The 25,943-nt window shown below is 45.3% G+C and carries 25 protein-coding genes; 14 read left to right on the forward strand and 11 right to left on the reverse strand.

Annotated elements, in window-relative coordinates; all coding sequences use genetic code 11:
* Positions 1 to 19: 19 nt before the first annotated feature.
* Positions 20 to 1,906, forward strand: coding sequence for a propionyl-CoA synthetase (locus Q4549_RS12795; RefSeq protein WP_303552331.1), 1,887 nt, complete (start codon positions 20 to 22; stop codon positions 1,904 to 1,906).
* 214 nt (positions 1,907 to 2,120) lie between these two features.
* Here the strand turns inward: Q4549_RS12795 and Q4549_RS12800 are convergent, their stop codons facing one another.
* Entirely contained in the window at positions 2,121 to 2,975 is an 855-nt protein-coding gene (locus Q4549_RS12800; RefSeq protein ID WP_303552334.1) for a hypothetical protein, read from the reverse strand.
* A 64-nt stretch (positions 2,976 to 3,039) separates the two neighbouring features.
* Positions 3,040 to 3,612, reverse strand: a complete 573-nt coding sequence (gene yeiP, locus Q4549_RS12805) for an elongation factor P-like protein YeiP (protein WP_303552336.1) — start codon at positions 3,610 to 3,612, stop codon at positions 3,040 to 3,042.
* A gap of 261 nt (positions 3,613 to 3,873) precedes the next feature.
* Here yeiP and Q4549_RS12810 point away from each other — a divergent pair, with 261 nt between their 5' ends.
* Positions 3,874 to 4,392: a hypothetical protein gene (locus Q4549_RS12810; RefSeq protein ID WP_137672567.1), complete on the forward strand. Its 519-nt coding sequence runs from the start codon at positions 3,874 to 3,876 to the stop codon at positions 4,390 to 4,392.
* 26 nt (positions 4,393 to 4,418) lie between these two features.
* Here Q4549_RS12810 and Q4549_RS12815 read toward each other — a convergent pair whose 3' ends face one another.
* The gene (locus tag Q4549_RS12815) at positions 4,419 to 5,702 is read right to left on the reverse strand and encodes a leucine-rich repeat-containing protein kinase family protein (protein WP_336622624.1); all 1,284 of its coding nucleotides are present in this window, start codon (positions 5,700 to 5,702) and stop codon (positions 4,419 to 4,421) included.
* 214 nt (positions 5,703 to 5,916) lie between these two features.
* Here Q4549_RS12815 and Q4549_RS12820 point away from each other — a divergent pair, with 214 nt between their 5' ends.
* Positions 5,917 to 7,140: a dicarboxylate/amino acid:cation symporter gene (locus tag Q4549_RS12820; protein ID WP_137672568.1), complete on the forward strand. Its 1,224-nt coding sequence runs from the start codon at positions 5,917 to 5,919 to the stop codon at positions 7,138 to 7,140.
* Here the strand turns inward: Q4549_RS12820 and Q4549_RS12825 are convergent.
* Genes Q4549_RS12825 through Q4549_RS12835 form a run of 3 tightly spaced genes read right to left on the reverse strand, consistent with a single transcriptional unit; the run spans position 7,137 to position 10,426 of the window.
* A complete protein-coding gene (locus tag Q4549_RS12825; protein WP_274595105.1) occupies positions 7,137 to 8,498 on the reverse strand; it encodes a sigma 54-interacting transcriptional regulator in 1,362 nt (453 codons plus the stop codon). The genes Q4549_RS12820 and Q4549_RS12825 overlap by 4 nt on opposite strands.
* The gene (locus Q4549_RS12830) at positions 8,485 to 9,000 is read right to left on the reverse strand and encodes a hypothetical protein (RefSeq protein WP_303516564.1); all 516 of its coding nucleotides are present in this window, start codon (positions 8,998 to 9,000) and stop codon (positions 8,485 to 8,487) included. Before Q4549_RS12830 ends, Q4549_RS12825 begins: the two co-directional genes overlap by 14 nt.
* Positions 8,990 to 10,426 (reverse strand): HAMP domain-containing sensor histidine kinase, encoded by a 1,437-nt coding sequence (locus tag Q4549_RS12835; protein WP_303552339.1) that lies wholly within the window; start codon positions 10,424 to 10,426, stop codon positions 8,990 to 8,992. The genes Q4549_RS12830 and Q4549_RS12835 overlap by 11 nt, the downstream gene beginning before the upstream one ends.
* A gap of 347 nt (positions 10,427 to 10,773) precedes the next feature.
* Here Q4549_RS12835 and Q4549_RS12840 point away from each other — a divergent pair, with 347 nt between their 5' ends.
* From Q4549_RS12840 to Q4549_RS12885, 10 genes are all read left to right on the forward strand, one after another.
* Complete coding sequence (locus Q4549_RS12840) at positions 10,774 to 11,118, forward strand: hypothetical protein (protein WP_303516568.1); 345 nt, start codon at positions 10,774 to 10,776, stop codon at positions 11,116 to 11,118.
* A gap of 169 nt (positions 11,119 to 11,287) precedes the next feature.
* Entirely contained in the window at positions 11,288 to 12,397 is a 1,110-nt protein-coding gene (gene asd / locus Q4549_RS12845) for an aspartate-semialdehyde dehydrogenase (protein ID WP_303552341.1), read from the forward strand.
* A gap of 231 nt (positions 12,398 to 12,628) precedes the next feature.
* Complete coding sequence (locus Q4549_RS12850; protein WP_303552343.1) at positions 12,629 to 12,925, forward strand: lipoprotein; 297 nt, start codon at positions 12,629 to 12,631, stop codon at positions 12,923 to 12,925.
* A gap of 109 nt (positions 12,926 to 13,034) precedes the next feature.
* A complete protein-coding gene (locus Q4549_RS12855; protein WP_137672574.1) occupies positions 13,035 to 14,060 on the forward strand; it encodes a GGDEF domain-containing protein in 1,026 nt (341 codons plus the stop codon).
* A 145-nt stretch (positions 14,061 to 14,205) separates the two neighbouring features.
* Complete coding sequence (locus Q4549_RS12860) at positions 14,206 to 16,320, forward strand: substrate-binding domain-containing protein (RefSeq protein ID WP_303552346.1); 2,115 nt, start codon at positions 14,206 to 14,208, stop codon at positions 16,318 to 16,320.
* A gap of 285 nt (positions 16,321 to 16,605) precedes the next feature.
* Positions 16,606 to 17,214, forward strand: a complete 609-nt coding sequence (locus Q4549_RS12865; protein WP_303552349.1) for a TetR/AcrR family transcriptional regulator — start codon at positions 16,606 to 16,608, stop codon at positions 17,212 to 17,214.
* A 46-nt stretch (positions 17,215 to 17,260) separates the two neighbouring features.
* The gene (locus tag Q4549_RS12870; RefSeq protein WP_303552352.1) at positions 17,261 to 18,091 is read left to right on the forward strand and encodes a hypothetical protein; all 831 of its coding nucleotides are present in this window, start codon (positions 17,261 to 17,263) and stop codon (positions 18,089 to 18,091) included.
* Between the two features lie 17 nt (positions 18,092 to 18,108).
* A complete protein-coding gene (locus tag Q4549_RS12875; RefSeq protein ID WP_303552355.1) occupies positions 18,109 to 19,128 on the forward strand; it encodes a Gfo/Idh/MocA family oxidoreductase in 1,020 nt (339 codons plus the stop codon).
* Between the two features lie 66 nt (positions 19,129 to 19,194).
* A complete protein-coding gene (locus tag Q4549_RS12880) occupies positions 19,195 to 19,908 on the forward strand; it encodes a sulfite exporter TauE/SafE family protein (protein WP_303552357.1) in 714 nt (237 codons plus the stop codon).
* Between the two features lie 154 nt (positions 19,909 to 20,062).
* A complete protein-coding gene (locus Q4549_RS12885; protein WP_303552360.1) occupies positions 20,063 to 21,421 on the forward strand; it encodes an MATE family efflux transporter in 1,359 nt (452 codons plus the stop codon).
* 46 nt (positions 21,422 to 21,467) lie between these two features.
* Here the strand turns inward: Q4549_RS12885 and Q4549_RS12890 are convergent, their stop codons facing one another.
* The 5 genes from Q4549_RS12890 to Q4549_RS12910 form a co-directional block, all read right to left on the reverse strand.
* Positions 21,468 to 21,941 (reverse strand): murein L,D-transpeptidase family protein, encoded by a 474-nt coding sequence (locus Q4549_RS12890; RefSeq protein WP_303552364.1) that lies wholly within the window; start codon positions 21,939 to 21,941, stop codon positions 21,468 to 21,470.
* Positions 21,942 to 21,989: 48 nt separating this feature from the next.
* Positions 21,990 to 22,301, reverse strand: coding sequence for a DUF3301 domain-containing protein (locus Q4549_RS12895; RefSeq protein ID WP_137672590.1), 312 nt, complete (start codon positions 22,299 to 22,301; stop codon positions 21,990 to 21,992).
* A gap of 79 nt (positions 22,302 to 22,380) precedes the next feature.
* The gene (locus tag Q4549_RS12900) at positions 22,381 to 22,800 is read right to left on the reverse strand and encodes a secondary thiamine-phosphate synthase enzyme YjbQ (protein WP_303516892.1); all 420 of its coding nucleotides are present in this window, start codon (positions 22,798 to 22,800) and stop codon (positions 22,381 to 22,383) included.
* A 78-nt stretch (positions 22,801 to 22,878) separates the two neighbouring features.
* Positions 22,879 to 24,462: a GMC family oxidoreductase gene (locus Q4549_RS12905; protein WP_303552367.1), complete on the reverse strand. Its 1,584-nt coding sequence runs from the start codon at positions 24,460 to 24,462 to the stop codon at positions 22,879 to 22,881.
* Positions 24,455 to 24,985 carry a twin-arginine translocation signal domain-containing protein gene (locus Q4549_RS12910; protein ID WP_303552370.1) on the reverse strand — a complete coding sequence of 177 codons (531 nt, stop codon included), beginning with the start codon at positions 24,983 to 24,985 and terminating at the stop codon, positions 24,455 to 24,457. Before Q4549_RS12910 ends, Q4549_RS12905 begins: the two co-directional genes overlap by 8 nt.
* Before the next feature lie 292 nt (positions 24,986 to 25,277).
* Here Q4549_RS12910 and Q4549_RS12915 point away from each other — a divergent pair, with 292 nt between their 5' ends.
* On the forward strand, positions 25,278 to 25,901 hold the full coding sequence (locus Q4549_RS12915) for a TetR/AcrR family transcriptional regulator (RefSeq protein WP_161985107.1): 624 nt from the start codon (positions 25,278 to 25,280) through the stop codon (positions 25,899 to 25,901).
* Positions 25,902 to 25,943 lie beyond the last annotated feature (42 nt).

Raw genomic sequence — 25,943 nt, forward strand, 5'->3', positions numbered from 1 at the left:
TAGGGACGAGGAGCACATTATGAGTTATCAGCAACAAGCAGATTTCGCCAAGCAGCAACCAGAACAGTTTTGGCTAGAACAAGCTCAACAATTAGCTTGGTTTAAACAGCCCGACAAAGCGCTAAGCCAAGACGAACATGGCAACTATCGCTGGTTTAAAGGCGGCAGCATGAACACAGCCTACTTAGCTTTAGATTATCATTGTGAAAATGGCCGCGGCGAGCAAACCGCGCTTATTTACGACTCACCCGTCGCGGAGCTACAGCAAAAATTTACCTACAGCCAACTACGTGACGAAGTGGCCACCACGGCCGGTATGTTAGCCGAGCACGGAGTGAATAAAGGTGATCGGGTGGTGCTGTACATGCCAATGATCCCACAAGCGGCGATTGCTATGTTGGCCTGCGCGCGCTTAGGGGCAATTCACTCGGTAGTATTTGGCGGTTTTGCCGCGCAAGAACTGGCCGTGCGAATAGACGATGCGCAGCCAAAAGTTGTTCTTACCGCCAGTTGCGGCCTTGAAGGCGCTAAAGTCATCAATTACATGCCCATGGTGAGTTTAGCCTTAGAGCAAAGCCAACAAATGGATACCCCCGTGTTAGTGTGGCAACGCCCGCAGCAAGCGGTTGAATTTAATGCTCAATACCAAGACTGGCAAAGCCAACAGCAGCAAGCTAAACCCGCTGACTGTGTACCAGTGGACGCCACCGATCCCTTGTACATCCTGTATACCTCAGGCACCACTGGCAAACCCAAAGGTGTAGTGCGCGATAACGGCGGCCATGCGGTAGCCATGAACTACTCGATGCAAGCCGTGTACAACGTACAACCCGGCGACGTATTTTGGGCAGCCTCTGACGTAGGTTGGGTGGTAGGTCACTCCTACATCGTATACGCCCCACTAATTTATGGTTGCACCACCATTTTGTATGAGGGTAAACCAGTGCGCACCCCGGATGCTGGGGCGTTTTGGCGAGTCGCCAGCGAGCATAAAGTCAAAGTACTGTTTGCCGCGCCCACCGCCTTTAGAGCGATTAAGAAAGAAGACCCCGAAGGCGCTTTGGTAAAAGACTACGACCTTAGCCAACTGCGCGATATTTTCATGGCCGGTGAACGCCTCGATCCCCCTACTTTAGAATGGACTATAGCCAAAACCGACAAACCAGTGACCGACCACTGGTGGCAAACCGAAACCGGTTGGGCAATTGCAGGCAATCCGCTAGGTTTAGAACGCATGCCCGTTAAAGCCGGCAGCGCCACCAAAGCACTGCCCGGCTACCAAGTAAGCATACTGGATGAAATGGGTGAACCTAGCGCACCCATGGCGCAAGGTTTTATTGCCATCAAATTACCGCTTCCCCCAGGTTGCTTGCCTACCGTGTGGGGCGATCAAGCTCGATTTGAATCAGCCTACCTAAAACAGTTTCCTGGTTACTATGTGTCTGGAGATGGCGGCTATATCGACGAAGATGACTACTTATTTGTGATGGGTCGCATCGACGATGTGATTAACGTAGCAGGCCACCGCTTATCCACCGGCGAAATGGAAGAAGTGGTTGGTGCTCACCCCGCGGTAGCCGAATGCGCAGTTATTGGTAGCCATGATGACTTAAAAGGCCAAGTTCCTTTTGGCTTAGTGGTTCTCAAAGACGGTGTTCAACAAAGCGATCAAGAAGTATCCAAGGAGTTGATTCAAAAAGTGCGTAATGAAATTGGCCCCTTGGCCTGCTTTAAACAAGCCATCATCGTGCAGCGCTTGCCAAAAACACGCTCAGGAAAAATACTGCGCCGCACCCTGCGCCAACTTGCCGACGGCGAAGAATACGCTATACCCTCTACCATCGACGACCCCGCTAGCCTAGGCGAAATTGAAGAGCTGATGCGCCAAGGTAGAACAATGATTTAACTAACAAGGTTGCTCTGATCTAATTAGCAGCCGAAAGGCTGCTTTTTGTTTTTTACGTTTCACTATTCTCGGAGCAAACTTGCCGGAAATTCACCCTCGATTCCAGTAAATATCAACTATCGGATTACGCACTAATTTGCCTCATCACCGTCGAGTAGCGCAAAACAACAAGCGATTTCTTTTACAGTAGTGAGCTTTGCTTATTACAGCCAACTTACCTCTCAGCTCTTTTCTTTAAAAAATAGGCAAATACCAACAGGCCAACAAAGGTTAGGGTAAGAGAAATAGCTATAACATTGGCCAATATCGAATTTTCAAACTGTCTAAGCACTCCACCTTCATTTAGACCTACGGCAATAAGAAACAAGATAAACGCTATCAACGCCACCGTATTTGCTCGCGCTCTTTTTATGCGTTGATAGATAGTTTTTCCATATAACTGACTAAGGCCATTACCAATCAACAGGCTAGCAACAAGGAGTCCGTGTAACACAGAAGCGAGCTGACTATCTAATCGAATACCTTCCGAACCAAAGAGCCCATTTAACTCCAAATAATTACGGATCATCCCAGCCAGTACAAGCAAGCCAGCTACTACTCCGACACCAGAAAGAACCAACTGTTGTCTATCTTCATTTTTTAACGCAAAAACCGGCGCGGGCCTAGACTGTCGCGTCCCAGTTAAAGGCTGGATTGAATGGCGAATATCGTCGTAAAACTTTTCAGGCAATTTATAGAGTTTAAGCTGATAGCGAGCTTGATCATTAGTTACTAAATGGAGCATCTGCTGCTCTAAGTTCACTTTATCTAGCTTATACAAATCTATGTGCGCAGTGACCATGCCAAATCGAGATATAGTTAGATAGGAATCAATAAACACTACTTTGTAACTGCATTTCACCACCACGAAGATCACAACGAGAAACAAAATAAAGTAGTTATCGTCTAAACGATGGTTTCCAGTAATAAAACCGGTTAACAGATTAAAAACAAGCCACACCAAGCAACCAATTAGTGTCGTTTTTAAGCAGTATATTTTTGAGCTGGAGTGAGTCCAATCACCGTCCATCTATCATCCCTGTAAAAAAGCAGCCCTTAGGCTGCTTTATAAATCCACCTCTCACCACTAAAACTTACTTGTCTGCACGACTCATAAATTTCTTCTCGGTGGTGCTGATCTTAATCTTCTCGCCACTGGCAATGTATTCAGGTACTTGTACCGACAAGCCAGTGCTTAAAATAGCGGGCTTAGTGCGGGCACTGGCCGAGGCACCTTTAATCGATGGGTCAGTTTCTACAATCACTAACTCAACGCTGGCTGGTAGCTCTACTGCCACTGGTGCGCCATCTACAGTAACCACTTGGATACCAGCGGTATCTTCGGTGATAAATGGCACTTCTTCTGCAATGGTTTCTTTGTTTAGGTTAAACGGCGTGTAGTCTTCGTTATCCATAAACACGTATTCATCACCGTCGATGTAAGAGAACATCACTTGATGGCGGCTTACGTCTGCCAAGCTAATCATTTCGTCTGCTTTAAAGCTCTCATCTGCTTTAGCGCCTGTGGCTACATCGTATAAACGCATGCGGTATAAACTGGCACCGGCTCGGCCACTTGGCGTGAGCTTAGCGATGTCTTTTACAAAGTAAACTTTATCGTTATGTTCAATAGCGGCATTCTTTTTTATTTCACTGGCCTTTGGCATGGCTTGAGGTCCTTAAATAATTCGTGCAATGAAAATATCATGTACAGAATTTTAGGCAACCGTTAGCGCATTTAGACGCTGCAGATTAGTAAGTTTTATGTTATTAATCCCGCAGAAAACGAATAAAATACCGATAGTTAGCTCAATATTAGAACTTTAACTTGCTTAGTTTTACCGCTTTCTGTAAAAAGCTGGGTTACTTATTTAGGGATGATGATAGCTGACAGGAAAGTTAGCCTTGTTGCTGTATTAGGAGTTGGAATGTTATCCCCGCGTATTGTTGCCGTTGCGCTGTTATCTGGTTTGTTATTGGCCTGTTCTGTAGAAGATGAGCAGCCACGTAGTCAAATTGCTGTTACCTTTTATCCCCCTGCTGTTTCCTTCCCTGGCTCTGCCGGTGATACCGAAACTATTACTCAAATACGCCATTTTAGAGCAGACGGTAGTTCCCCCTCTCAAAGTATTACCATTAACCAACGCCGTGACGGTGAACAACCCCGAATTAATGGCGAAGACGCTAGCCAAAACGCGACCTTCTTAATCGATTTTATGAGTAGCACGACCCTAGATGTTTACTCTGAAGGTGGAGAGTTTCTATACAACGTAGATATCTTTTCAGATATGACGCAAAAACACTTATGCCTGCCGAGCATTCATTTGAGCAAGTTTGAAATATTGGTCGATTCACCAGTAAAAATTGCCGAAACCAAAAAAGAAGCACATGAATTTATTTTGGCCTGCCGCACGGCAAATGAAGGCATAGAAGAAAAAGCTGAGTAAATAGCTCAGCCTTTCTATCTTATGTTTTAAGCGCCGAGCAGCTCGCTGCTTTGGCGCTTTAAGTTTTGATAAGTATCTGAACCCTGCTCGCCTGCCTGACAAATACTTAGCATATCTTCGATAAAGAACGCTAACGCGCGCTGTTCTACTCGCATGAGCTTGGCTTGTACTTCCTGCGGTAAGTACTCGTAATGCGACGCCGCGCCAAAGTCACCCAATACAATGTTATGTGCGCTGTCTACCAACACATTGTGTGCGTATAAATCGCCATGACACATATGATGATCGGCTAGGTGGGCTACTAAACTTTTCATTTGTTTCACAATGCCGCTGATTGCTTCAACGCTTAATTGCTGTTCTGGCAAAAAGGTATCGCGAGTACAAGTGGCTAAACTTGGCGGCTGGCCAAGGTTGGTGAAATGCTCTGGGATTAACGCCATAACTACTGCTGAACAATTAGCGTGTTGGATTTGACCGATAAAGTTAACCAATGCTGGATGCTGATCCACATGTAAGCAAGCATCTAGCTCATCACTGGGGTAGCCGTCGCTGGTCACTTCGCCCTTAAATATCTTAATCGCCACGCTCGCAGGTAAGTTAGTGCTAGCATTAGGGTGAGCTAAAGAGATTACTCCAGAAGCCCCCTGGCCAAGCACTTTATCCATTTCAAAGTCCGTTAATTGGTACTTAGGCAAACTGGAACCATGATCAAAGGCTTGGCAAAACGGATTGCCCGCAAACGCCAACCACGCTAACCGTGGTAGCTCTAATAGCTGAGTAGGAAAGTGTAGTAACTGGTTAGCCGAAATACGCAGCAATTCTAACTTGGTGCATTGGCTCATCGATTGCGGCAAAGCGCGTAGCTTGTTCCCCGCTAAGGCACATTTTTGTAGCAATGCAGCCTCGCCTAACTGTTCAGGCAACACCTCAATCTGATTATCGGTAAGAATCAACCAGCGCAAATTTTTAGGTAATGCGGCAGCCGGTACTTCGCGAATAAGGTTTGATTTAAAACCTACCATTTCTAACTTAGCGCAACGCCCCAGTACTTTCGGTAGCACCTCAAAACGATTATTTGAAGCAAACACGATGCGCAAGTTTGGTAACTGTTCTAGGGTGTCCGGTAAGCTATTTAGCTGATTATCGCTAACATCAAGCACTTCTACTTGTGGACAAAACTGGACGAAATTTGCCGGTAAGTACTGTAAGTTGTCTTTGATATTAATACGCGTTTGCTGGCGTAATTCACCAGAGAGAAGTTGTTCGAGAGTATGCATGCTTAAACGGGCGAGTAGAAAAAGATGCGACATAATAACGTGTTGTTTATGGCTTTTCTTCATGTTTTAACGGGCTTAGCATCACTCAAAGCCTTTTCAGTACTAAGCACGAACATTCACTACCAATGAGATATAAAAAACCACCTTAAAAATAAATATCAGTATAATTGATGCTCAAAATCAGTTTATACAGTACAATGCGCGACCATCAAAAGCACTGATAACACTATTCATAACAGGAAAATTGATGGACGCAACACAACCGCTTTATAAAAACATTGGCGTGCAAGTCATCGTCGCGATGATCATAGGTACTATCGTTGGTGCCATCATGGGCGAACAAGCCGCCATATTTGCCCCGCTAGGTGCAATCTTCATTCACTTGATCAAAATGCTAGTTATTCCACTGATTGGCGTATCGATTATTGCCGGCGCGGCAAACCTAGGTAATAGCCCAGCAGCAGGTAAAATTGGTATTTCTACCTTTGGCTTCTTTATGGCGACTTCAGCAGTAGCGGTATTACTCGCCTTAGTCATGGGCTCTATTTTCCAGCCGGGTACCGGTTTAGATTTAAGCCAAGCCAGCGATATGTTCTCTAATGAATATGCCGACCAAGGCGGCGTACCAGGTGTAATGGAAACCATTATTGGCATGATTCCAGAAAACATCTTTGCCTCATTAATGGACGCTAACATCCTACAAATTATGGTGTTTTGTTTGTTCTTTGGTATTGCTTTATCTAAGCAACCTAGTGATAAAACCGCGCCGATAATGGGTGGCCTAGACACCATCATTCGTGCCTTTATTTGGATGATTAACATTGTAATGTTAATTGCGCCACTGGGCGTATTTGGCCTAATGGCTGAATCGGTAGGTACCTTCGGCTTTGCTATGTTGGGCTTAGTCGCGAAGTTATTTGGCGTATATGTTGCGGCCATTCTTATCTATGGCTTCATCTTTTACCCACTGACCATCAAGCTATTCTCAAAAATGCCAGTACGTGAATTTATGAGCGCCATGAAAAAGCCACAGGCAGTTGCACTGTCTACCTCATCGTCTATGGCAACACTGCCAGTCACCATGGAAGTGGTAGAAGAAGAGCTCAAAATCTCTAAAGCAACGGCCTCGTTTGTGCTGCCTTTAGGCGCCACCATTAACATGAGCGGAAACGCAATTTACTATGGTTTAGTAGCGGTATTTTTTGCCCAAATGTTCCAAGTAGATTTAGGCATTGCCGCCTATGCAGCGATTATTTTCACTGCAACTTTGGGCGCTATTGGACAAGCTGGCGTACCAGGCCCTTCATTTTTGGTGGTAGCGGTACTGCTAGCAGCAGGCATTCCTATTGAAGGCCTACCTCTGCTATTTGCTTTAGACCGTATTTTCGACATGATTCGTACCGCACTGAATATCACTGGCGATGCAGCCTGTGCAGTCATTGTGGATCGTTTTAACGAAAAGCACGTTTAAGCGCGAAACGACTCGGGGCGCAGATGATGGCGCTCCAGTAGTTTGTAGAACTCGGTACGATTTCGCATCGCTAAGCGCGCCGCCTGGCTCACATTACCTTGAGTTAGGCGCAACAAGCGCGCTAAATAGCCTCGCTCAAACTCGTCTCTGGCTTGTGAAAAGCTCACTAGTTCGGCTTTTTCACGCAGGGCTTGTTGTACCAATTGCTGCGGAATTAACGGCCCAGTAGATAGCGCATTGGTCTGCTCTACTACATTCATTAACTGCCTCACATTACCTGGCCAGCGCGCCGCCACTAAGCTCGCCATGGCTTCTGGTGAGTAAGTTTTAATCGTCATTTCTTGGCGCTCAGCTATTTGTTGGCTGAAGTGATGCACTAACAAAGGGATGTCTTCTCTGCGCTTCACTAATGGCGGCAAACCCAGCTCAACCACGTTCAGGCGATAATACAAATCTTCGCGAAACTCTTGTTGCTGCACCGCTTGGTATAAGTCTTGGTGAGTGGCCGACACAATCCGCACATCCACCGGGATATTTTTGGTTGAGCCCACCGGGCGAACTTCACGCTCTTGCAAGGCTCGCAATAACTTAACTTGCACGCTTAGCGGGGTATCGGCAATTTCATCAAGGAATAAGGTGCCACCTTCAGCCGCCTGAAATAAGCCCTGATGCGCATGCGCGGCACCACTAAATGCCCCTTTGGCGTGACCAAATAGCTCTGACTCAAACAAACCTTCAGGGATAGCAGCACAGTTTACTGCCACAAATGGGCCCGAGTTACGCATACTTGCTTGGTGAATAGCCTTAGCCAGCAACTCTTTACCCGAGCCGCTTTCACCTTGAATCATGATATTTACATCGCTCGGCGCCACTTGCTGAATTTGTTTAATCAGCACTTCCATCACTGGGCTACGGCTAATAATGTCGCTTCGCCAAGCGGCTTTATCACTGCTGCTATTGTCTTCCGATACACTAGGCTGCAAACGCAGAGCATCAGCGACTTTAGCCAGCAACTCTTGGCTATCAAAAGGTTTGGTTAAATAACCAAATACACCCTGTTGGGTAGCCGCAATGGCATCAGGAATATTGCCATGAGCGGTTAATAGCATGACTGGCAGACTAGGATAAAGCTGCTTGATAGCGTTAAACAAAGCCAAACCATCCATGCCATCCATGCGTACATCACTAATCACCAGTTGGGCTGGATAACTCTCTAATTCTGCTAAGGCGGCTTTGGCACTAGCCACTGCATGTACTTGATAACCTGCAGATTGCAGACGTAAGCTAATAAGGCGTAATAGGCTGGGATCATCGTCCACAACCAAAATATTGCCACCTTGGTGATTAATTTCGTTCATTTAATTGCTGCTCAATTCTGGTGAGTTCTTCCAACTGCATCTTTAATGCCGCAATTTGCTGCTGCAATAATATTTGTTGCTGCTCTTGGTTAGAGCCTAAATCTTCGTATTTATGCTGCCAACGCAAACCATCTAAAATCTGGTCATTTAGCGCCACAATCATGCCGTGTTTCGCATAAGGATTGTTGGTAATAACCGCACGATTAAAGGCCGCATGGGCGCGATGTGGATTTTTAACCGGCGACTTCTTATAGGCGTAAAGTAATCCTAGCTTTATACCGTTATTACCCAATTCAGGGTCTAAGTTCAGCAGTTCTAACTCATTAAAGATTTGGTCTTCGCTTAGTTCGTTTAAGCGTAAATAATAAGCGGCAGGGTCAAATTCACCCACCTTAATGGCTAGGGCGTCGTTAACTGGCACCACCTCATTATTAGGCTGTAATAGTTGGCAGCCAGACAAAGCTAAACAAAGCATCCAGCCTATATACATCTTAACTTTCATCTAATTCGCTTCCTTGTAATCCCTCTACAACAAATCGGCTGCCTTTATCTAATCGCTGATAGTTTAAGTTAGCATGTTGTCGTTCAACTAATTCTTTCGCAATAGTCAGCCCTAAGCCGCTGCCTTTAAGCCGCGGGTCTTTGGCAGACTTACCTTGCACAAAGGGCTGAAAAATTCGCTGTTGTAGCTCTTCATCAATGCCCTCGCCTTGGTCATCAATGTATACGCTCACCCCACTCACCGTAGAAAACGCACCAAGTTTAATTAGCCCACCTTCTGGCGAAAACTTAATCGCATTGGATAACAGATTATCAATAATTACCCTCAGTTGCTCTTGATTGGCTAATACCGCAGCTTGGCTAAGCTCTAATTTAACCTGTAGTTGGCGGCTAGATAAGCTCAAACGATGCGTCGCCAGCACTTTTTCCATAAGCGGCTTTAAATCCACCGGATGATGAACTTGCTCACCAGGTGTATCGAGCAGTAAGTTAAAGTCGAGTAAGGCTTCAATTAGTTGCTGCAGGCGTAAACTGCTTTCTCGAAGAATTTCAGTTATCTCTTGCTGTTGAGGATTTAGTGGCCCGGCACTGTTATCGTAAAGTAACTCGTTCCCCTCACGAATAGCCGCTAACGGCGTTTTAAGCTCATGCGAAATATGCCGAATAAAGGCAGTCTTTTGCTGCTCTAAGCTCAATAAACGCAAGCGCATATCGTCTAGCGCATCGGCAATTGCCATTACCTCGGTAGCGCCACTCACCTTAATCGCTTGATCAAACTCACCCGACTTAAGCCGAGCTATTTGTGGCCTTAGTTGCTGCAACGGCCGAGTAATTACTAGCACCAACAACACTGCAGCCGCTAAGGCAAACGGCAAACTAATCATGCTAAGCAACAAGCGCTGCTGAGCTTGCTGAGTATTGTTTTGTAAATCCATGGCCAGTTCATTAATCAACGTTTGGCTGCGCAGGTCAAAGTTACGGCTCAGCTCAGTAAAGCGCGAAAATTGCTGATTAAGCGCAATTTTTTGTAAGGGCTGAGGGCGCTCCATTAACTCTTGTAAGGACTGCAATTGCTGCTGTAATTCGGCAACAATGGCCAATAAATCAGGATCTTCGGTGTTTTCTCGTTGTTCAATTAAGGCGCGAGATACTCGCTGCCATTGGCGGCGATAAAGCTTGAGTAGGTTTTGGTCGGCCACCACCCGAAACTGCCTAGCACTGCGTTCTAAATCCAGTAAAGACTCATCAATGCGTTTACTGCCAGAGACCACTTTTGCCGCCAAAAATGCGGTATGCTGCCCCTGCATAGACACTTGCTGCAAGTAATAAGAAGCCAATGATAGGCTGAGTAATAAAGGCAAACCTAAGGTTGCCAAAGCCCAAAAGCTCAGTCGCCTAATTGACACTAGCGCGCGAAAATTAATCAAACACCTATCCCTAGCATGGTTCTTAATAAAACAGCCGCCTATAATGCCAGAGATGGACAAAAATCCCACTGTCGCCAATTAGAGACAGCCCGCCTAGTTCACACAAAAGGTCACTAAATCCTTGTTTTTATGTGACACCGTAAACATTTATTGCTAGTAACCAACAAATAAAATGCGTTTTTTTAGTCACCTGTCGCCGATTAGCGACAAACAAATGCCTTTTGTCTTACTAAGATATTGATCTTTAAAGCCTTAAATATCTGGCTCAGTTTGTGCTGTAAGGCACTAAGCCTTGATAGCGAGCGATTTCCCCTATCTCGCAACGGCATTCATTTAAGGAAGTAAAAATGGAACAGTTTGATCAACGTTGTATTCGAGTCGGCGATTGGATATTTGAAATAAAAATGGTGCGTGCTATTCGTGTTAGTGAGTACGGTCAACCCTACGACGCCTGCGCCAATATCAACTTTAATGGTACTCAAGCCTACATCGACAGTCAGCTTACCCGTGTAGACAATGCCTTTAGCGGCAAAGATTTTGCCGCCTTTGTAGAATTTTGCCAAGACATGGGCATTACCGACGCCACCTACGACCGCTATTCACAGGGCAAACGCCGCAGCCGCAATATTACGATTGGTGAAGACCAGCGACAATCACCCAAAGTGGTCAACTTTCCAGCAAGCAATATCTAATTATACTGAGTGGTATTTTGCTCAAACAGTGGTCGAAAAGCGCTCAATTTAGTTTGATAAGCGCTAGTGTTAAGGGCTTGCCGATGGTAATCTCAAAGATTGGACAGGCAAATTTGTTTAGTCTAAAAGCAAACACAAAAGATCATAAAATAAAGGATATAAACGGACCATGAAAGTAGGTTTGGTTGGTTGGCGCGGCATGGTGGGTTCCGTGTTAATGCAGCGTATGCGCGAAGAGAGCGATTTTGCCCACATAGCTCCGGTTTTTTTTAGTACATCTCAAGTAGGTATTGCTGGCCCAGATGTGGGCACCGGCGAAACCACCTTGCAAGATGCCTTCGATATCGACAGCCTAAAAGCCATGGATACCATTATCACCTGTCAAGGTGGTGATTATACCAAAGACGTTTACCCTAAATTGCGCGAAAGCGGTTGGGACGGTTACTGGATTGATGCTGCCTCGGCGCTGCGTATGGAAGATGACGCAGTCATTGTTTTAGATCCCGTTAACCGTGACGTGATTGACAATGCCTTAAGTAATGGTGTGAAAACCTACGTAGGTGGTAACTGTACCGTTTCGTTACTGCTAATGGCGATTGGCGGCTTGTTCGAGAAAGACTTAATCGAATGGGTAAGCCCAATGACTTATCAAGCGGCTTCTGGTGCTGGTGCCCGCAATATGCGTGAGCTCATCAGCCAAATGGGCGACATTCGTGACGATGTAGCCACAGAACTTGCTGACCCAGCTTCAGCTATTCTCGACATTGATCGCAAAGTAGCTAACAAAATGCGCAGTGACGATTTCCCTACCGATCAATTCGGTGTGCCACTGGCGGGTAGCTTAATTCCTTGGATTGATGTGCCTCTGGCTAGTGGCCAAAGTAAGGAAGAATGGAAAGCTCAAGTTGAAGCCAACAAAATTTTGGGTACAAGTGATAGCCAAACACCTATCGACGGTATTTGTGTTCGTATTGGCGCCATGCGTTGTCATAGCCAAGCGCTTACCATTAAGCTGAAGAAAGACATTCCAGTGGCTGAAATTGAAGAAATTTTAGCCGCTCACAATGATTGGGTAAAAGTGATTCCGAATGACCGTGAGTTATCGGCACAAGAGCTTACTCCAACTAAAGTAACCGGAACCTTAAGTGTGCCTGTAGGCCGCATCCGCAAACTAACAATGGGCCCAGAATATATCTCGGCATTCACTGTTGGTGACCAATTACTTTGGGGCGCTGCAGAGCCACTTCGTCGCATGCTACGAATTTTAATCGGTAAGTAATTACTGGCATTCGACATTGCATACGCCCAGCCTCAAAGGCTGGGCTTTTTTATGCCGTCTATTTAGTCTCCCTGCAGCATTTGCTGTCTCTAAACGTTCTGCACAACATTCATTACAATGGCTGAGTTAAAATTAAGCGGTAAATTGTTTTCATAGCTGAGTAAAATTTACTAAGCTGTTGATAAGATAAAAATCCTCTGTTTACTTATTTTTGAAATTGTAGGAAGCGTAATGAAAAAAACCTTATTTGTAGCTAGCGCCATCACCCTATTGAGCGCTTGTTCTAGCTCTGCTCCTGAGCAAAACCAAGGCGTAATGATTACCGAAAGTTCTACCGATGTAGTGGATTGCAATATTCTCGGAGTTTTTAACGTTGATCCACAAAGTTTAGAAAGCGATAACGGCAAACAAGAGCTAAGCCAACGCGTTTTTGATTTAAAAGGCAACGCTGTACAGTTGATTCCGTTAAGTACTGCTGAGCCAGAGTTAGTTAGCGCACATGTATATCAATGCCCAGAGGCTTCTTAAGCCGCCTCAAACTCGGATATATAAATATTTGATTAAGTAATGTTGTTTGCATGATCCAATACTGGAAACGCAAGGTAGCAGTAAACAACCCAGTATCGATGGAGCTCTTATGAGCGAGAAAATTTTAAAGAAAGCCACGCTAAATTTAAAAAAAGCAGTGCCTTTGATGATGAAACATCAAATTCCTGCCACACCCAGCAACTATGCCTTGTGGTATTTATACGTTGATGATCAAAACCCAGAGCTTAACGCCGCCATCGACGAAATAATCAGTGAGTACGACACGGTACCGACCACCAGCAGCCAAGTCTTGTACCAAAACCATATCGCCAGCCAAGACGAGCTAGATATGAAAAGCATGCGCCAAAGCCTAGAAGCTATGGCGACCGAGCTGTCGCAAACCATGCAAGACACGGGTTCCGATGCTAATGCCTTTCAATCGAGCATTGATAAAAGCTTTGCTAAATTAAACCGCATTGAAGAAGACGGCATTCCGCTTGAACAAGTGCTTGGCCTAGTGCGCAACCTTATTGATGACGCCACCAACATTCGCCAAAGTACCGACTTTTTCAACTCTCAATTAGGTAAAGCTCAAGCTGAAATTGAGAACCTTAAAACTCAGTTAAAAGAAACAGAAAAAGAAGCCTTATACGATGCACTAACTGGCGTACTTAACCGCCGAGCCTTTGATGCCGACTTTAAAGATGTGATTGAATCCAGCCCGGAAGGTCTATGTATTATTATGACCGATATTGATCACTTTAAAGCCTTTAACGACAACTATGGCCACGTATTGGGTGATCAAGTGCTTAAGATTGTTGCAAAACGAATCACCGAAGCCTGCCGAGAGGGAGCTAAAGCTTATCGCATTGGCGGTGAAGAATTTGCCATTATCTGCGCCAAATCGAACCTGCGTTCTGCGCGGCATTTAGCTGAATCAATACGCAGAGCAATAGAAAAATTAAGCCTTAAAGATAGGCGTTCTAATCAGCGGATCGACAATATTACCTGCTCTTTTGGCGTGGCAGAGTACAACGTTGTGAGTAAATCAAAAGCGATTGTAGATGCCGCAGATACTCAGCTCTACGAAGCCAAACGCTTAGGCCGTAACCGTGTAATGCCAATTGTAAGTTAATGATTAGCCGAGCGACTTAACAGTGAGCTCGGCTATGCTTTGCCATTTACAATACAATTTAATAACAATTCTCCTAGCTAAATCACAGCAAAATCACTAACACTTGATACATTGAATAGCATAACTAGAAAAATCGTTAATATTCATGAAAAAACGTATTGCCATCATATTGCCTACGCTGTCGCAAACTATCGATCAACAAGTGATTCGAGGCATTCAGGCAAGTTTAGATCCCCAGCGCTATAGTTGTTTATTTATGCCGATTGGTTATTTGCCGGTGGCAGAGCAGTTTTCCGATAGCGACTTATGGCTTATCAAACAAATTCCTAGCCTAGCGATAGATGGCGTGATTCTTTATGGTGGCGGCGTAGGTTACAAAACCTCAGCCGAGATAATGCAAACCTTACTCGAGGCTTTGGATACCCTTCCGATCATCAATATAGGCTCTGTATTAGACAATATTCCCTCAGTATTAGTTGATAACTACAGCGGTATGTATCAACTAACCCAACACGTACTAGAGCGAGGCTGTAAAGACATTGTTTATCTTGATGGACCCAAGGTTAATTTTGATTCACAACAACGCTTCAATGCCTTTAAAGACGCCTTAACCGAACATGGATTAAACCTGCCCGAGCAACAGCACTTGGTAGGCGATATGACGCCCGTTTGCGCTGCTGCTTTGTGCAAGCAATGGCTACAACAACACAAGCGTATTCCCGATGCGATTATGTGTGTAAACGACCTGAGCGCCAAAGGCGTAATTGAAGAATTGGATAGACAACAAATCGCCATTCCAGAACAAATTTTGGTGACCGGATTTGATGACTTTGAATATGCTGATGCCATTCGCCCCAGCTTAAGCACCGCTATTTACCCAGCGCAACGAGCAGGGGCTTTAGCCGCCCAGCTCATCTCAGACCGCCTTCAGGGCACCCAATTAGAACTGCAATATCAACTAGAAACCATGGCAAGGTTTCGTGCGAGTACTGGCGCCCCTGTTAAAGATTCGGCCTTACACAGCAACGATGAGCAACGCCGGCTGTTAATCCAACAGCGAGACAGCAATGCGCAACGCTTGGCGGTAACCCGCTTGTTACACCAACGACAAGGGCTAGATAACATTCTTAGCGCGGCGCAAGACACGCTTAATGAATTAGGCATTCCCGAAGTATATATATACCAACATCAGCGCTCCGAGCAGGGTAAAAGCCTAAACTATATAGCCCATAGCCTACATCCACACCATTTGAACATTGAAGAATCACATCAAACCCTACCAGCCGCTTTTAACCGGGCGATAAGCCCAGACGTACACCGTGGTTTATGGGTCATTAGTGAACTAAAAAATGACCAACAGAGCTTTGGGTATTTGGTGGCGCTCACCGAAGAGGTGCATGCCGAGTTTATAGAATTTATGGCACCGCAAATCGCCGATATTATCGATCATCAGCGCTTACTGGATGATACAAAGCAATACCAAGAGCAGGTCGAACTCAGCGAGAAAATGGCGGCCCTAGGTAGTTTAGTTAGCGGTGTAGCACATGAAATTAACACCCCGCTGGGTAATAGCTTATTGGCCGCTAGCCACCTTAAAGAGCAAATTGCTCAGCTGGCTCAATTGATGGCCAACCAAAAACTCACCAAATCAAATTTTGAGAAGTTTATAGAAGATGCCGGTAATACCAGCGAAATCATCATCAGTAGCGCCCAGCGCGCCGCCGAGCTAATAACCAGCTTCAAGCAAGTCGCCGTAGACCAAAGCTACGAAGAACAACGTAATATCAACTTAGCCGATTATATTGAAAAAGTACTGCGTAGCTTGCAGCATCAATTGAAAGGAACTCCCGTTGAGCTACACACTGATTTAGACAGAAATATCGTCTTGTTTACCTACCCCGGTGCCATCGCCCAAGTGATGACCAATTTATTTGCTAACGCCTTACTGCATGGCTTTGAGTCTGGACGTCGTAAAGGGGCGATTTTCATCAGCCTTAAAAAACTAAGTAACGGCGCACAGCTTTGTATTAAAGACGACGGTAAAGGTGCTAGCCAGGAAACTTTAAGCCACATTTTTGAACCCTTTTACACCACCGCCCGAAGTGATGGCGGCTGCGGCTTAGGCATGCACATTGTGTATAACCTCATCACTCAAAAACTACAGTGGCAACTGCAGGTAGAAACGCAAATTGAACAAGGTTTTAGTTTCAACATAACTATTCCGCAACCAGCACTAAACCAGGCTGCGGAGCTGCATTAAATACCAAGTAATAACAACGCGATGTCGGCGGAAGTCGGTTTTTGCGTGCCGATAATCGTCGATTATTACTTACCCATTTAGCTAACGGTAGATCAGTAAAATTATTCATAACCGCTCTTTTATCTTGTTAATCACCCAACTATTTTGGCGCAGGCTCCATTCGCGGCCATGAAACTTTAATGAAGATTCTGTACTCGTAATTTGCTTTTTCTCACCCCACCTATTCAGCAAATTTGATAGAATAAGCTCGCGGCAATGTTGCCAAGGTAATACAACGAATTATTGATGACTCTTAGCCAGAAAAAGCGCACTCAAATTATTGATGCTGCGATTAGCGAATTTAAAGCAGCCGGTTATGCTGCCACCAGCATGGATCGCGTGGCTCAAGTTGCCCAAGTGAGCAAACGTACGGTGTACAATCACTTTCCCAGTAAACAAGCACTGTTTGTGGGTATAGTGAGCTTAATGCTAGAGCTCATTTCTGCGGCAACTAAGATGGAATTCGCTAGCCAGCGAAGCTTAAGCGAACAGCTGAGAGAACTCGCCAATAAAGAACTGGCCTTATTTGCCGACCAAGAGTTTATTGCCTTAGCACGTTTAGTAATTGCAGAAGCGATTCATATGCCTGAGCAAATGGTGGCCACCATGCAGCAAATGTCGACCTTAGAAAACAGTATTAACAACTGGTTTGAAAGCGCGGCAAAAGAGGGTTTATTAAACACCGACAATTCTTCACTGGCATGTACTCAGTTTATGTCATTGATTAAAGGACAGTGCTTTTGGCCGCAAATTATTAGTCGCTCACCGATGCCGTCACCCGAGCAAACTGAAGAAATTGTCGATAGCGCTATTACGATGTTTTTAAGCCATTATCAGGCAAAAGCTGCCCACTAAAATGGCCAATATTCACCCTTTTATTACCCGCCAAGGTTGACTCTAGATGCTTAAAGTTATTGGCTTAATTGCCTTATTGATGATCGGAACCCTTGTCGGTTTAGTCATGTTCCCGCCGCCAAGCAGTCAGTTTCAAGACAGTCCATTGGCAAGCAAAACACTAACACCAGAGCCTCAAGCGCAAATTGATGGTATCGCCAATGCTTCTAGTCTTTTGTGGCTACCGAATCAACAACGCTGGTTGGTTGGCACACTGGCCCCGCAAACTGTTTTGGTGAATGGCTCAGCACAACTCGCTTATCTTAATCAGCAATTAACCAGTGCAGAATTAGAGCCGCTGCCTGCCAGCGGCGATATCGCCGATCTAGCCTTGCTTGATGAACACTTAATTGGTATTTCTGGTGATGGCCGCTTACTCTATTTTGAAGCTCACCAGCAACGCTGGAAGTTTGTTGATAAACGTAAATGGCTACGCGGAGGCTTGCACCATAAAACCGCGGGTTTAGTATGGGATCCCAAGGCGGGGCTATTTTATACCTGTGAGCGCGAAGGCTTAAAACGTTGCTACCGCGCAGATCGTGATGGCCAGCAGCAAGACGAATTTGATTTACAGATTACAGAGCAACAGCAAGCTAGCTTGGCTCAATATCAAATTGGCAGCATGACCTGGCACCAAGGCCAATGGTACGCCTTGAGTTCTCGCTATAGCAGTTTATTGCAGATAGAGCCTGAATCTGGGCAAGTACTTAATGTGATTGCATTAGCCCAAGAGGATACCGCTCAAGCTATTGCCAGCGACGGTGACAAACTTTGGTTACTCTCGGTAATACGCCAGCAACCTGAGACCATTAAGCTGGCTACCATTCCTTTACCTTAAAGCGACTAGGAGCAAGTATGTTAAACGTTGGTATTATTGGATTTGGTTTATCTGGACGGGTATTTCATGCCCCGTTAATTACCGCCTGCGAACAACTTTCATTATTTGCCATTGCTAGCTCAAGAAAACAAGAAATTGCCGACAGTTACCCACACGCGCAGTGCTTAAGCCCAGATGAGGTATTGGCTCATCCAGAGATTGATGTGGTGGTCATTGCTAGCCCCAACACGCTGCACGCTCAACAAGCCGAGCAAGCAATGAAAGCCGGCAAACATGTGATTGTAGAAAAGCCCTTAGCCATTGATAGCGAACAGTGTTTGCAGCTGCAACAAGTTGCCGACGAAACAGGTAAATGCCTAAGTGTGTTCCACAACCGCCGTTGGGATAGCGATTTTTTAACCATTCAACAACTCATTGCTAATCAAAGCTTAGGCAGCATTCATAGCTATGCGGCACACTTTCATCGCTACCGCCCAGTGGTAAAGCAGCGCTGGAAAGAGTTAGACCCACAGGGTGGTGGGGTACTTTACGATTTAGGTGCTCACCTTATTGACCAAAGTTTGTGCTTATTTGGAAAACCGAAAAAACTTTGGGCACACATCGCCACCCAGCGAGAGGGCGCGGTAACTCCAGATTGTTTTGATTTACACCTCATCTATCCCGACAAAAAAGTACAGCTTAGCTGCAACTCTTTAATGGTAGAACCAGGGCCACGCTTTCAACTGCATGGCAGCAAAGGCTCTTATGCCAAATGGGGCATGGATCCACAAGAGCAACAGTTGGCAGCAGGTTTGTCGGCCAAGGCGCGTATTTTTGGCCAAGACGCCAATCGCAGCGAAATTCATTTAGCGGGTCAAGCTATTGTGCATAAGCCTTTAATAAAAGGTAATTATTTGGCTTTTTATGATAACTTTGTAGCAGCAGTGACTAAGGGTGAAACCTTGGCAGTAAACGCTCAGCAAGCCAGTGACGTAATAGCCTTAATTGAGCTCGCCACACTTAGCCACCAGCAACAAACGATATGTTCAGTTAACTAAACACCGAACAGCATTTATCAATATTGCCCACTTTGCTCCCTCAAAGCGGGAATAAGAGGTGGCAAAGTGATCACAGCTATAGCTTGTTTACTTATCTTTGTTGGTGCGTTGGTGCAATACACCATTGGCTTTGGTTTAGCGGTCATTGCCGCTCCTCTGTTATTTTTGCTCTCACCAGTTTATGTACCAGGTCCCGTGGTCATTGTAGCGTTGGTTGTATCTACCCTAAGTGCTTTTGAACACCGAGCCAGTATCTCTTTTAAAGGCTTAACTGCCGCCATATTAGGTCGAATTCCTGGATCAATTGCAGGCGGCGCGCTGCTGTTATGGGCTGACCTTAGTAAGCTGTCTTTTTGGCTAGGCTTATCGGTACTGATTGCCGTTGCGATTAGTTTGTTCCCCATACGTTTAACCCCAAGCCCAAAGCGTTTGGCTTTAGCGGGATTTATGTCTGGATTTATGGGTACCAGTAGCTCGATTGGCGGGCCGCCAATGGCCCTGCTTTTACAGCATCAACAAGCCAGTTATTTACGGGCAAACTTATCGGCGTTTTTTGTCACTAGCTGCATAATGTCTTTGATAGTGCAGCTCTCTATTGGTTTTATGTCGCTAGCACATTTCCAAGCAAGCTTGCCGCTAATCCCCGCTGCGCTATGCGGAGCATGGGTGGGTCGCCGTTATGGCAAACGACTACCACAACAGTGGATGCGGGCTTTTTCTTTAAGCTTATGTGCCATATCTGGCGGAAGCGCAATGGTTAGCTACTTTTTATTGGTCTAAATCTCAAAATCACTATTAGCCAATACATTTGTCATACAAATATTGTATAATCGCTCATCATAATTAAACAATTACCTGTATTAGCTGACAAACGCCCTATTCTTAGTTACCACCAGTAACTCAAATATTCTTGTGCGGCTAGGTAAGGAATAGCGTGCCTTCTCAAACATACCTTAGAAAAAACATTGCCTTAGCCTGGCCATTAGCCCTAAACGGCTTGTTGATGCAGTCTATGTTAATGGTGGATACCCTGCTGGTATCCCCTCTTGGTGAAATCCCTTTGGCAGCAATGGGGATAGCCGCAACACTGGTAGCGTTTATTTTGGGTATTCAAATGGCCTTAGCCAACGGCTCGCAGCTAGTACTTAGCCGCGCAGTAGGCTCGGGCAATAGCGCGTCTGTCGCAAAAGGCTTTTGGGCTGGGCTTATTATCAACTTCACTGTTGCCTTAGTCTTTTGGCTGATTTTGTCCTTTGGCAACCAGCCTATTGTGGCAGTACTGACCGATGATGGTTTACTGCAGCAGCAAATCATCAGCTACTTATCTTACTCTAAATACCTAGTGCTTTTTACCGCCATGACCCAGGTGATAATTGCCCTGCTAAATAGCCAAGGTAAAAGCAAAATACCGCTCAAAGGCTACTTGATAGAGATGCCTATCAACGCGGTGTTGTCGTACTTTTTAATCTATGGTTTTTCCAATACCCAAGGCATGGGACTAGAAGGTGCTGCCTTAGGTAGCTTGGTGGCCATAATGATTAGAATGAGCTATTTAACGATTTGCGTTAAAGCCGATCCCAGCCTCGATCTAAGGTTTAATCAAAACCTTAAGTCTCTGCTTAACAGCCTTCGTTCACATGCTAACGAAATATTCCCGGTTGCCGCCAACGTCACCATTCTGCAAATTGGCATCAGCATTTACCAACTGCTCTACTCACAGCTTAATATTAACGCTTATGTGGCTATTACCTTGGTCACGCCATGGCTAAGAGCAGGCACCCAGTTTATCGCCGCCTGGGCACATTCTTCAGCAATTAGTATTAGCCAAGCCATTGGTTCTAAAAATCTGAATAACCTGGGAAAGAACGTAGATAAAAGCATCGATGTATCCGTAGGCATTTCGGCGCTATGCGCCATAGCCTTTGCTGGCTTAAGCTTTATACTGCCTAACATTTACCCAGATCTAGATGCTGAAACTTACCAAGCCTTAAGCCTTATTGCCCCACTATATATCTTCTTACCGATAGTTCGTGGTTACAATACCGTGCATGGTCACGCACTAAGAGCCTTAGGTAAAACCACCTCAGTATTCAAAATTAACTTTATCGGGCAATGGCTTATCGCTATTCCATTATGTGCCGTGTTAATTTTGCATTATGAAGTGTCGATATTCTGGGCCTTTGCGATTCAACCATTTGAAGAAATAGTAAAAGCGCTGCCATTTAGAATGTTGGCAAGGAAGTCCTTGAAAGAGTTCGATCATCAAAAAGCGGAAAAGCTGATGTACGATTAACAACTCGTTTGATGTAGGCCTCAGCAGCTAACAAGTGGGGGTTGAGCTACCAATCTATTTGTATATTTGTGCCTACATTAACTAACTCCATAAACTCATCCATTTCTGAATTTGTTAAGGCTATACAACCATTCGTCCAATTAAAATGCTGTGTCACTGGCGCTAGCCAGCTAAGCCAATTGCGTTGGCCATGGACCATTATGAATCCGCCTGGAGATACTCCGAGCTTTGTGGCATTAGCCTTATCTTGCTTATTCGGATAACTCACATGCATAGCGCGATAGAAAGACGAATTCTCTTTTTTATAATCTAGTTGATAAACACCCTCAGGTGTTTTTTCATCCCCTTCTTGCTGCTTGTGGCCTTTAGGATTAGCTCCAAACGCCACATGGTATTCTTTTACAACTTGTCCTTTTTCCAACAAGTACATTCTATTTTTTGATTTTTCAACTTTTACTAAATCGACAGCTGAAAATACAATATTAGGCAACAGCAATAGAAGAAATATAAAGAGCTTCATGACGTGTGAAAGATCCATTCTGATAACAGATGATTAAAACGAAGAGATTCAGCCTTGATAAAGGTCGTCCCCAACCTTATAGACCGGCAAATCAAACTTGTACTGGCTGCCGGCCATTATCAATACACCTTGGTAGCGGCTATCACCGGTAGACGAAAACTCGAATTGGTAGAAGCGACACCAGCGCCAGTAACCTGCCATTTTTTGCGGTTTTTCTTGGGTAAAGTTAACTTCAAGTAACTGTAGATCTAAAGTTTGGCACTTTTGCTTAATCAGATGCTGAGCACGTTCTGCGTCTTTTCGGCGTCGCCAAAAGAACATCACAATAAACGTAAAAATGAAGATCGCCAATAAATCCATAGCACCAACTTAAGTAATGAGTATCTTCAAGATATTGGGTCACACGCGCTAATAACAAGTAAGCGTTTTACACCAAGTATTATTCGCCACTAATGGTCGCGATTAACTGGCGGTTGCCACCATCATTGCGGTGTTCGCCTAAATAAATCCCCTGCCAAATTCCTAAGGCAAACTCCCCTCGATTCACAGGTAGGGTGATTTGGCTGCCAAGCAAACTGCTTTTGATATGTGCAGGCATGTCGTCGGCACCCTCATAGGTATGCTGAAAATAAGGCGCGTTCTCGGGAATCATTTTATTGAGATGGGCTTCTAAATCGGCGCGAACAGTAGGGTCGGCGTTTTCATTCAAGCTTAAGCTGGCACTGGTATGCTGCAACAAAAGGTGGCATAAACCCACTTTGAAGTCTTGTAACTCCGGTAACTGTAAAATCAACTCTTCGGTAATTAAATGAAAGCCGCGCGGTCGCGCTTTCAATCTAACCAAACGTTGTAACCACATGAAGCAACACCTATTTTAAGCTTTATTAAAGACTAGCAGTGCCGCGCTAGCTTTGTAAATGCTGGCTCAGCGATTAAGCTATCTACGCAGTGATTTAGCCAATAATTCAGCGTTTCGTAGTGCCATGGCATAAATACTCAGTTGCGGATTAGCCCCTAAACTGGTGGGAAACACCGAACCATCAATCACACTTAAGCCACTTAGCCAGCGATAATTTCCGGCTTCATCAACCGCTGAGTTTTGCTCGTCTCCTCCCATGGCGCAACCTCCCATAACATGAGCAGAAGCCAAGCGTGTCGCTAAAGCCTGCATGGGCAACTGCTTGATGAGCTTTTTAGCCTCAGCCCAAGAACTCACCAATTGGCTTTGCTCATGTAAGGGGTAAACCTTTTTTGCTCCTGCCGCAAACTGCAGCTCAGCCATGCTTAATAAGGCACGGCGTGCACCCTGCCACAGATAATCGCTAATCGAGTAATCTAGCACCGGGCTTCCGTCGTTACGCAGCTGTACTTGGCCACCAACACTATCGTCATGGAAACCGTCACGTAATAAAGCAATGGTCACTTGCAGGTGATTAATCTGCTGCATCATCTCACTATGAAATTGGCCAAAGCCAGTTGTTTTGGTTGCCAATAAAATAGGGTGTACCGGTGGCACTTCGAGTTTATAACCACACGCGCCCTCACTGCCGTTTTGCCAAACAAAGTGGTCAGAATATACCGATTGCGGTGCGCCTTGATGGCTCGCCACTACATGCTCAAACAATGCACCACTCATTACACTCGGGTGAAGAAAGGTGCGCTTGCCCACTCGTTGATAAGGGTCTGGCACTTTTGAGCGCAGTAATATAGCTGGTGAGCCAATCGCTCCCGCTGCCAACACCACGTGTTTAGCCTTAATAGTAAATACCCGCTTAGTGGCTCGTTGATTCTTGTTTAGAGCGGTAAGCTGCGCCCCCACCACTTGGTCATTTTCAATGGTTAGCTGCTGAACCCTAAATCGGCTTAACAAGCTAGCGCCAGCATTTAAGGCCGTTGGAATAGTGGTGACTAACATTGATTGCTTGGCGTTGGTTGGGCAGCCCATCCCGCAATAACCTAGATCCCAGCACTGTTTTACATTGCGTGGAATGGCTTGATATGACCAGCCCAAGGCATCGCAACCTTTAGCCAGTAAGCTGTTGTTTTGGTTACGCGTTAACCAAGGTTGTATGCCCAACATTTGTTCAGCTTGTTGGAAATAAGGCGCCAGTGATACAGCGTTAATCTGGGTAAAGCCCCAACGTTGCTGCCAATGACTGAGGGTATGCTCTGGGGTACGGAGTGAAGTTGTCCAATTTACCGTGGTAGACCCCCCAACACAGCGCCCCTGAAAAATCCCTATCGCTTTATCTTTGGTTTTTCGAGCTGCCGACTCTTGATAAAGGTCGGGGTAGGCTTGGCGCTCCTGCATCTTAAAGTCTTGGCTACTTTTCAGTGGGCCTTCTTCAACAATAAGCACCTTCAAGCCAGCTTGAGTTAATACTTGAGCAGTAATTCCACCACCCGCGCCGCTGCCAACTATCAATACATCGCACTCTAGGCTTTTATCTTGTTGCTGTTCAGCACCATCAATATGCTGCCAACCCGCCGCTAAGCCTTCAGCAATAATATCCTTAATCATTAAGCAGTCCTTTTGCTTGAGCGGGTAATTGGTAGTTAAGTAGATCCCAAGACACAGGATCACCATACCAAGCAGCCATAATCAGTTCGTGCAGGCCTTGATAAGCTTGGCGAAGTAACTGCAAATAGTGCCACTGCCATTGCTGCAATATCTGTAATTTTTGTTGCAAAGAGAGCTGGCTAAGCTGACTAGCACCAGCGCTTAATAATAACCAACCGCCTCGTGACTGAAGCAGATCGAGTAGCTGCCTTAACTCAGCCTGAGTATGCGGTTCCAACACTGCAAAAGCATGATCGATGTTAGCAAGAACTTGCTGTAAGGCTGGTTTGTCATCTGCCGCGACGCCACCCTCTAAAAAAGCCGGAATAAGCGCCCAAAAGATTTGCTGATGTTGAGCTGACAAACGCAGACCAGCTTGGGGTGTAAACTGCAGAGGATAATGGGAGAATAGCCAAGACCCTCCACCCACAACTGCTGCAGTAACAGCGCCATATTGCAACAATTTACGTCTTGTTAGCTTCACCTTGGCTCCTTGCCTTACTTGAAATATCGACACAAGCAATTAAAATACCCACAGTAACTTATATAGCGTAGCTTAATGAATATGCAAGTTTCCAATGGTAACTTAACCGAATAGTGACCGACAGATCGCAAGATTGAGTTGAAAACCTGCTTATTCATACAACAAGTTTAGAAGCTCAAGCGCAGTATGCTTTAGCGAAAGCAAGACTTGTAAGCGATCACTCATATGATTAATGGCTTTTCTGGCCATTACTGGCTAAGGTAAAACTATCAATAGCTTAATGAAAAAAACCGTGGATACAGCAATAAAAAAGCGCGCGATTAGCCCTGAACAAAAACAACTTCGTCGGCAGCAAATTTTACACGCTGCCAAGCAAGCCTTGACCGAGCACGGCTATGAGAGTGTGGTATTAAGCCAGCTGGCCAATGACCTGGAATTGTCTAAACCCGCGCTATATCGCTACTTCGCCAACAAAGAAAGTTTATTTATGGCGTTGTACTTGGAAGAGGCCAACCACCTACTGATAGATATTGAGCGCCTCTCTAAACAAAGCTTAAAGCCAAGAGTATTAGCCGAAACCATCGCAGCTCAACCCACCTTTTGTTACTTGTCGGCTATTTTGCACACGGTCTTAGAGAAGCAAGAAAACATAGAACAAGCGATTAGTTTCAAACGTGATTTAAAAGCAATGGCAGAACAGCTATGTGCCTTGTTTATGCATTGGTCACCACAAGCTAACCAACAACAAGCTATTACTAAAGTTATGTTTCTTTACCAAAGTGTGATTGGTTGCTGGCATACCAGCCACCCTTCGGCCACTATGCAACAGGTTATGCAAAATGACGAGTTTGCCATTTTACGCGTAGACTTTGTGGACAGCCTGAGCTTGTTATTGGTAAAGTTACTCGCAGATTAAACCAACAAGGTAGCCAATTACCTTTTCAAGTCGCTACCTACC

Source organism: Agarivorans sp. 2_MG-2023 (assembly GCF_030548085.1).
Classification (GTDB): domain Bacteria; phylum Pseudomonadota; class Gammaproteobacteria; order Enterobacterales; family Celerinatantimonadaceae; genus Agarivorans.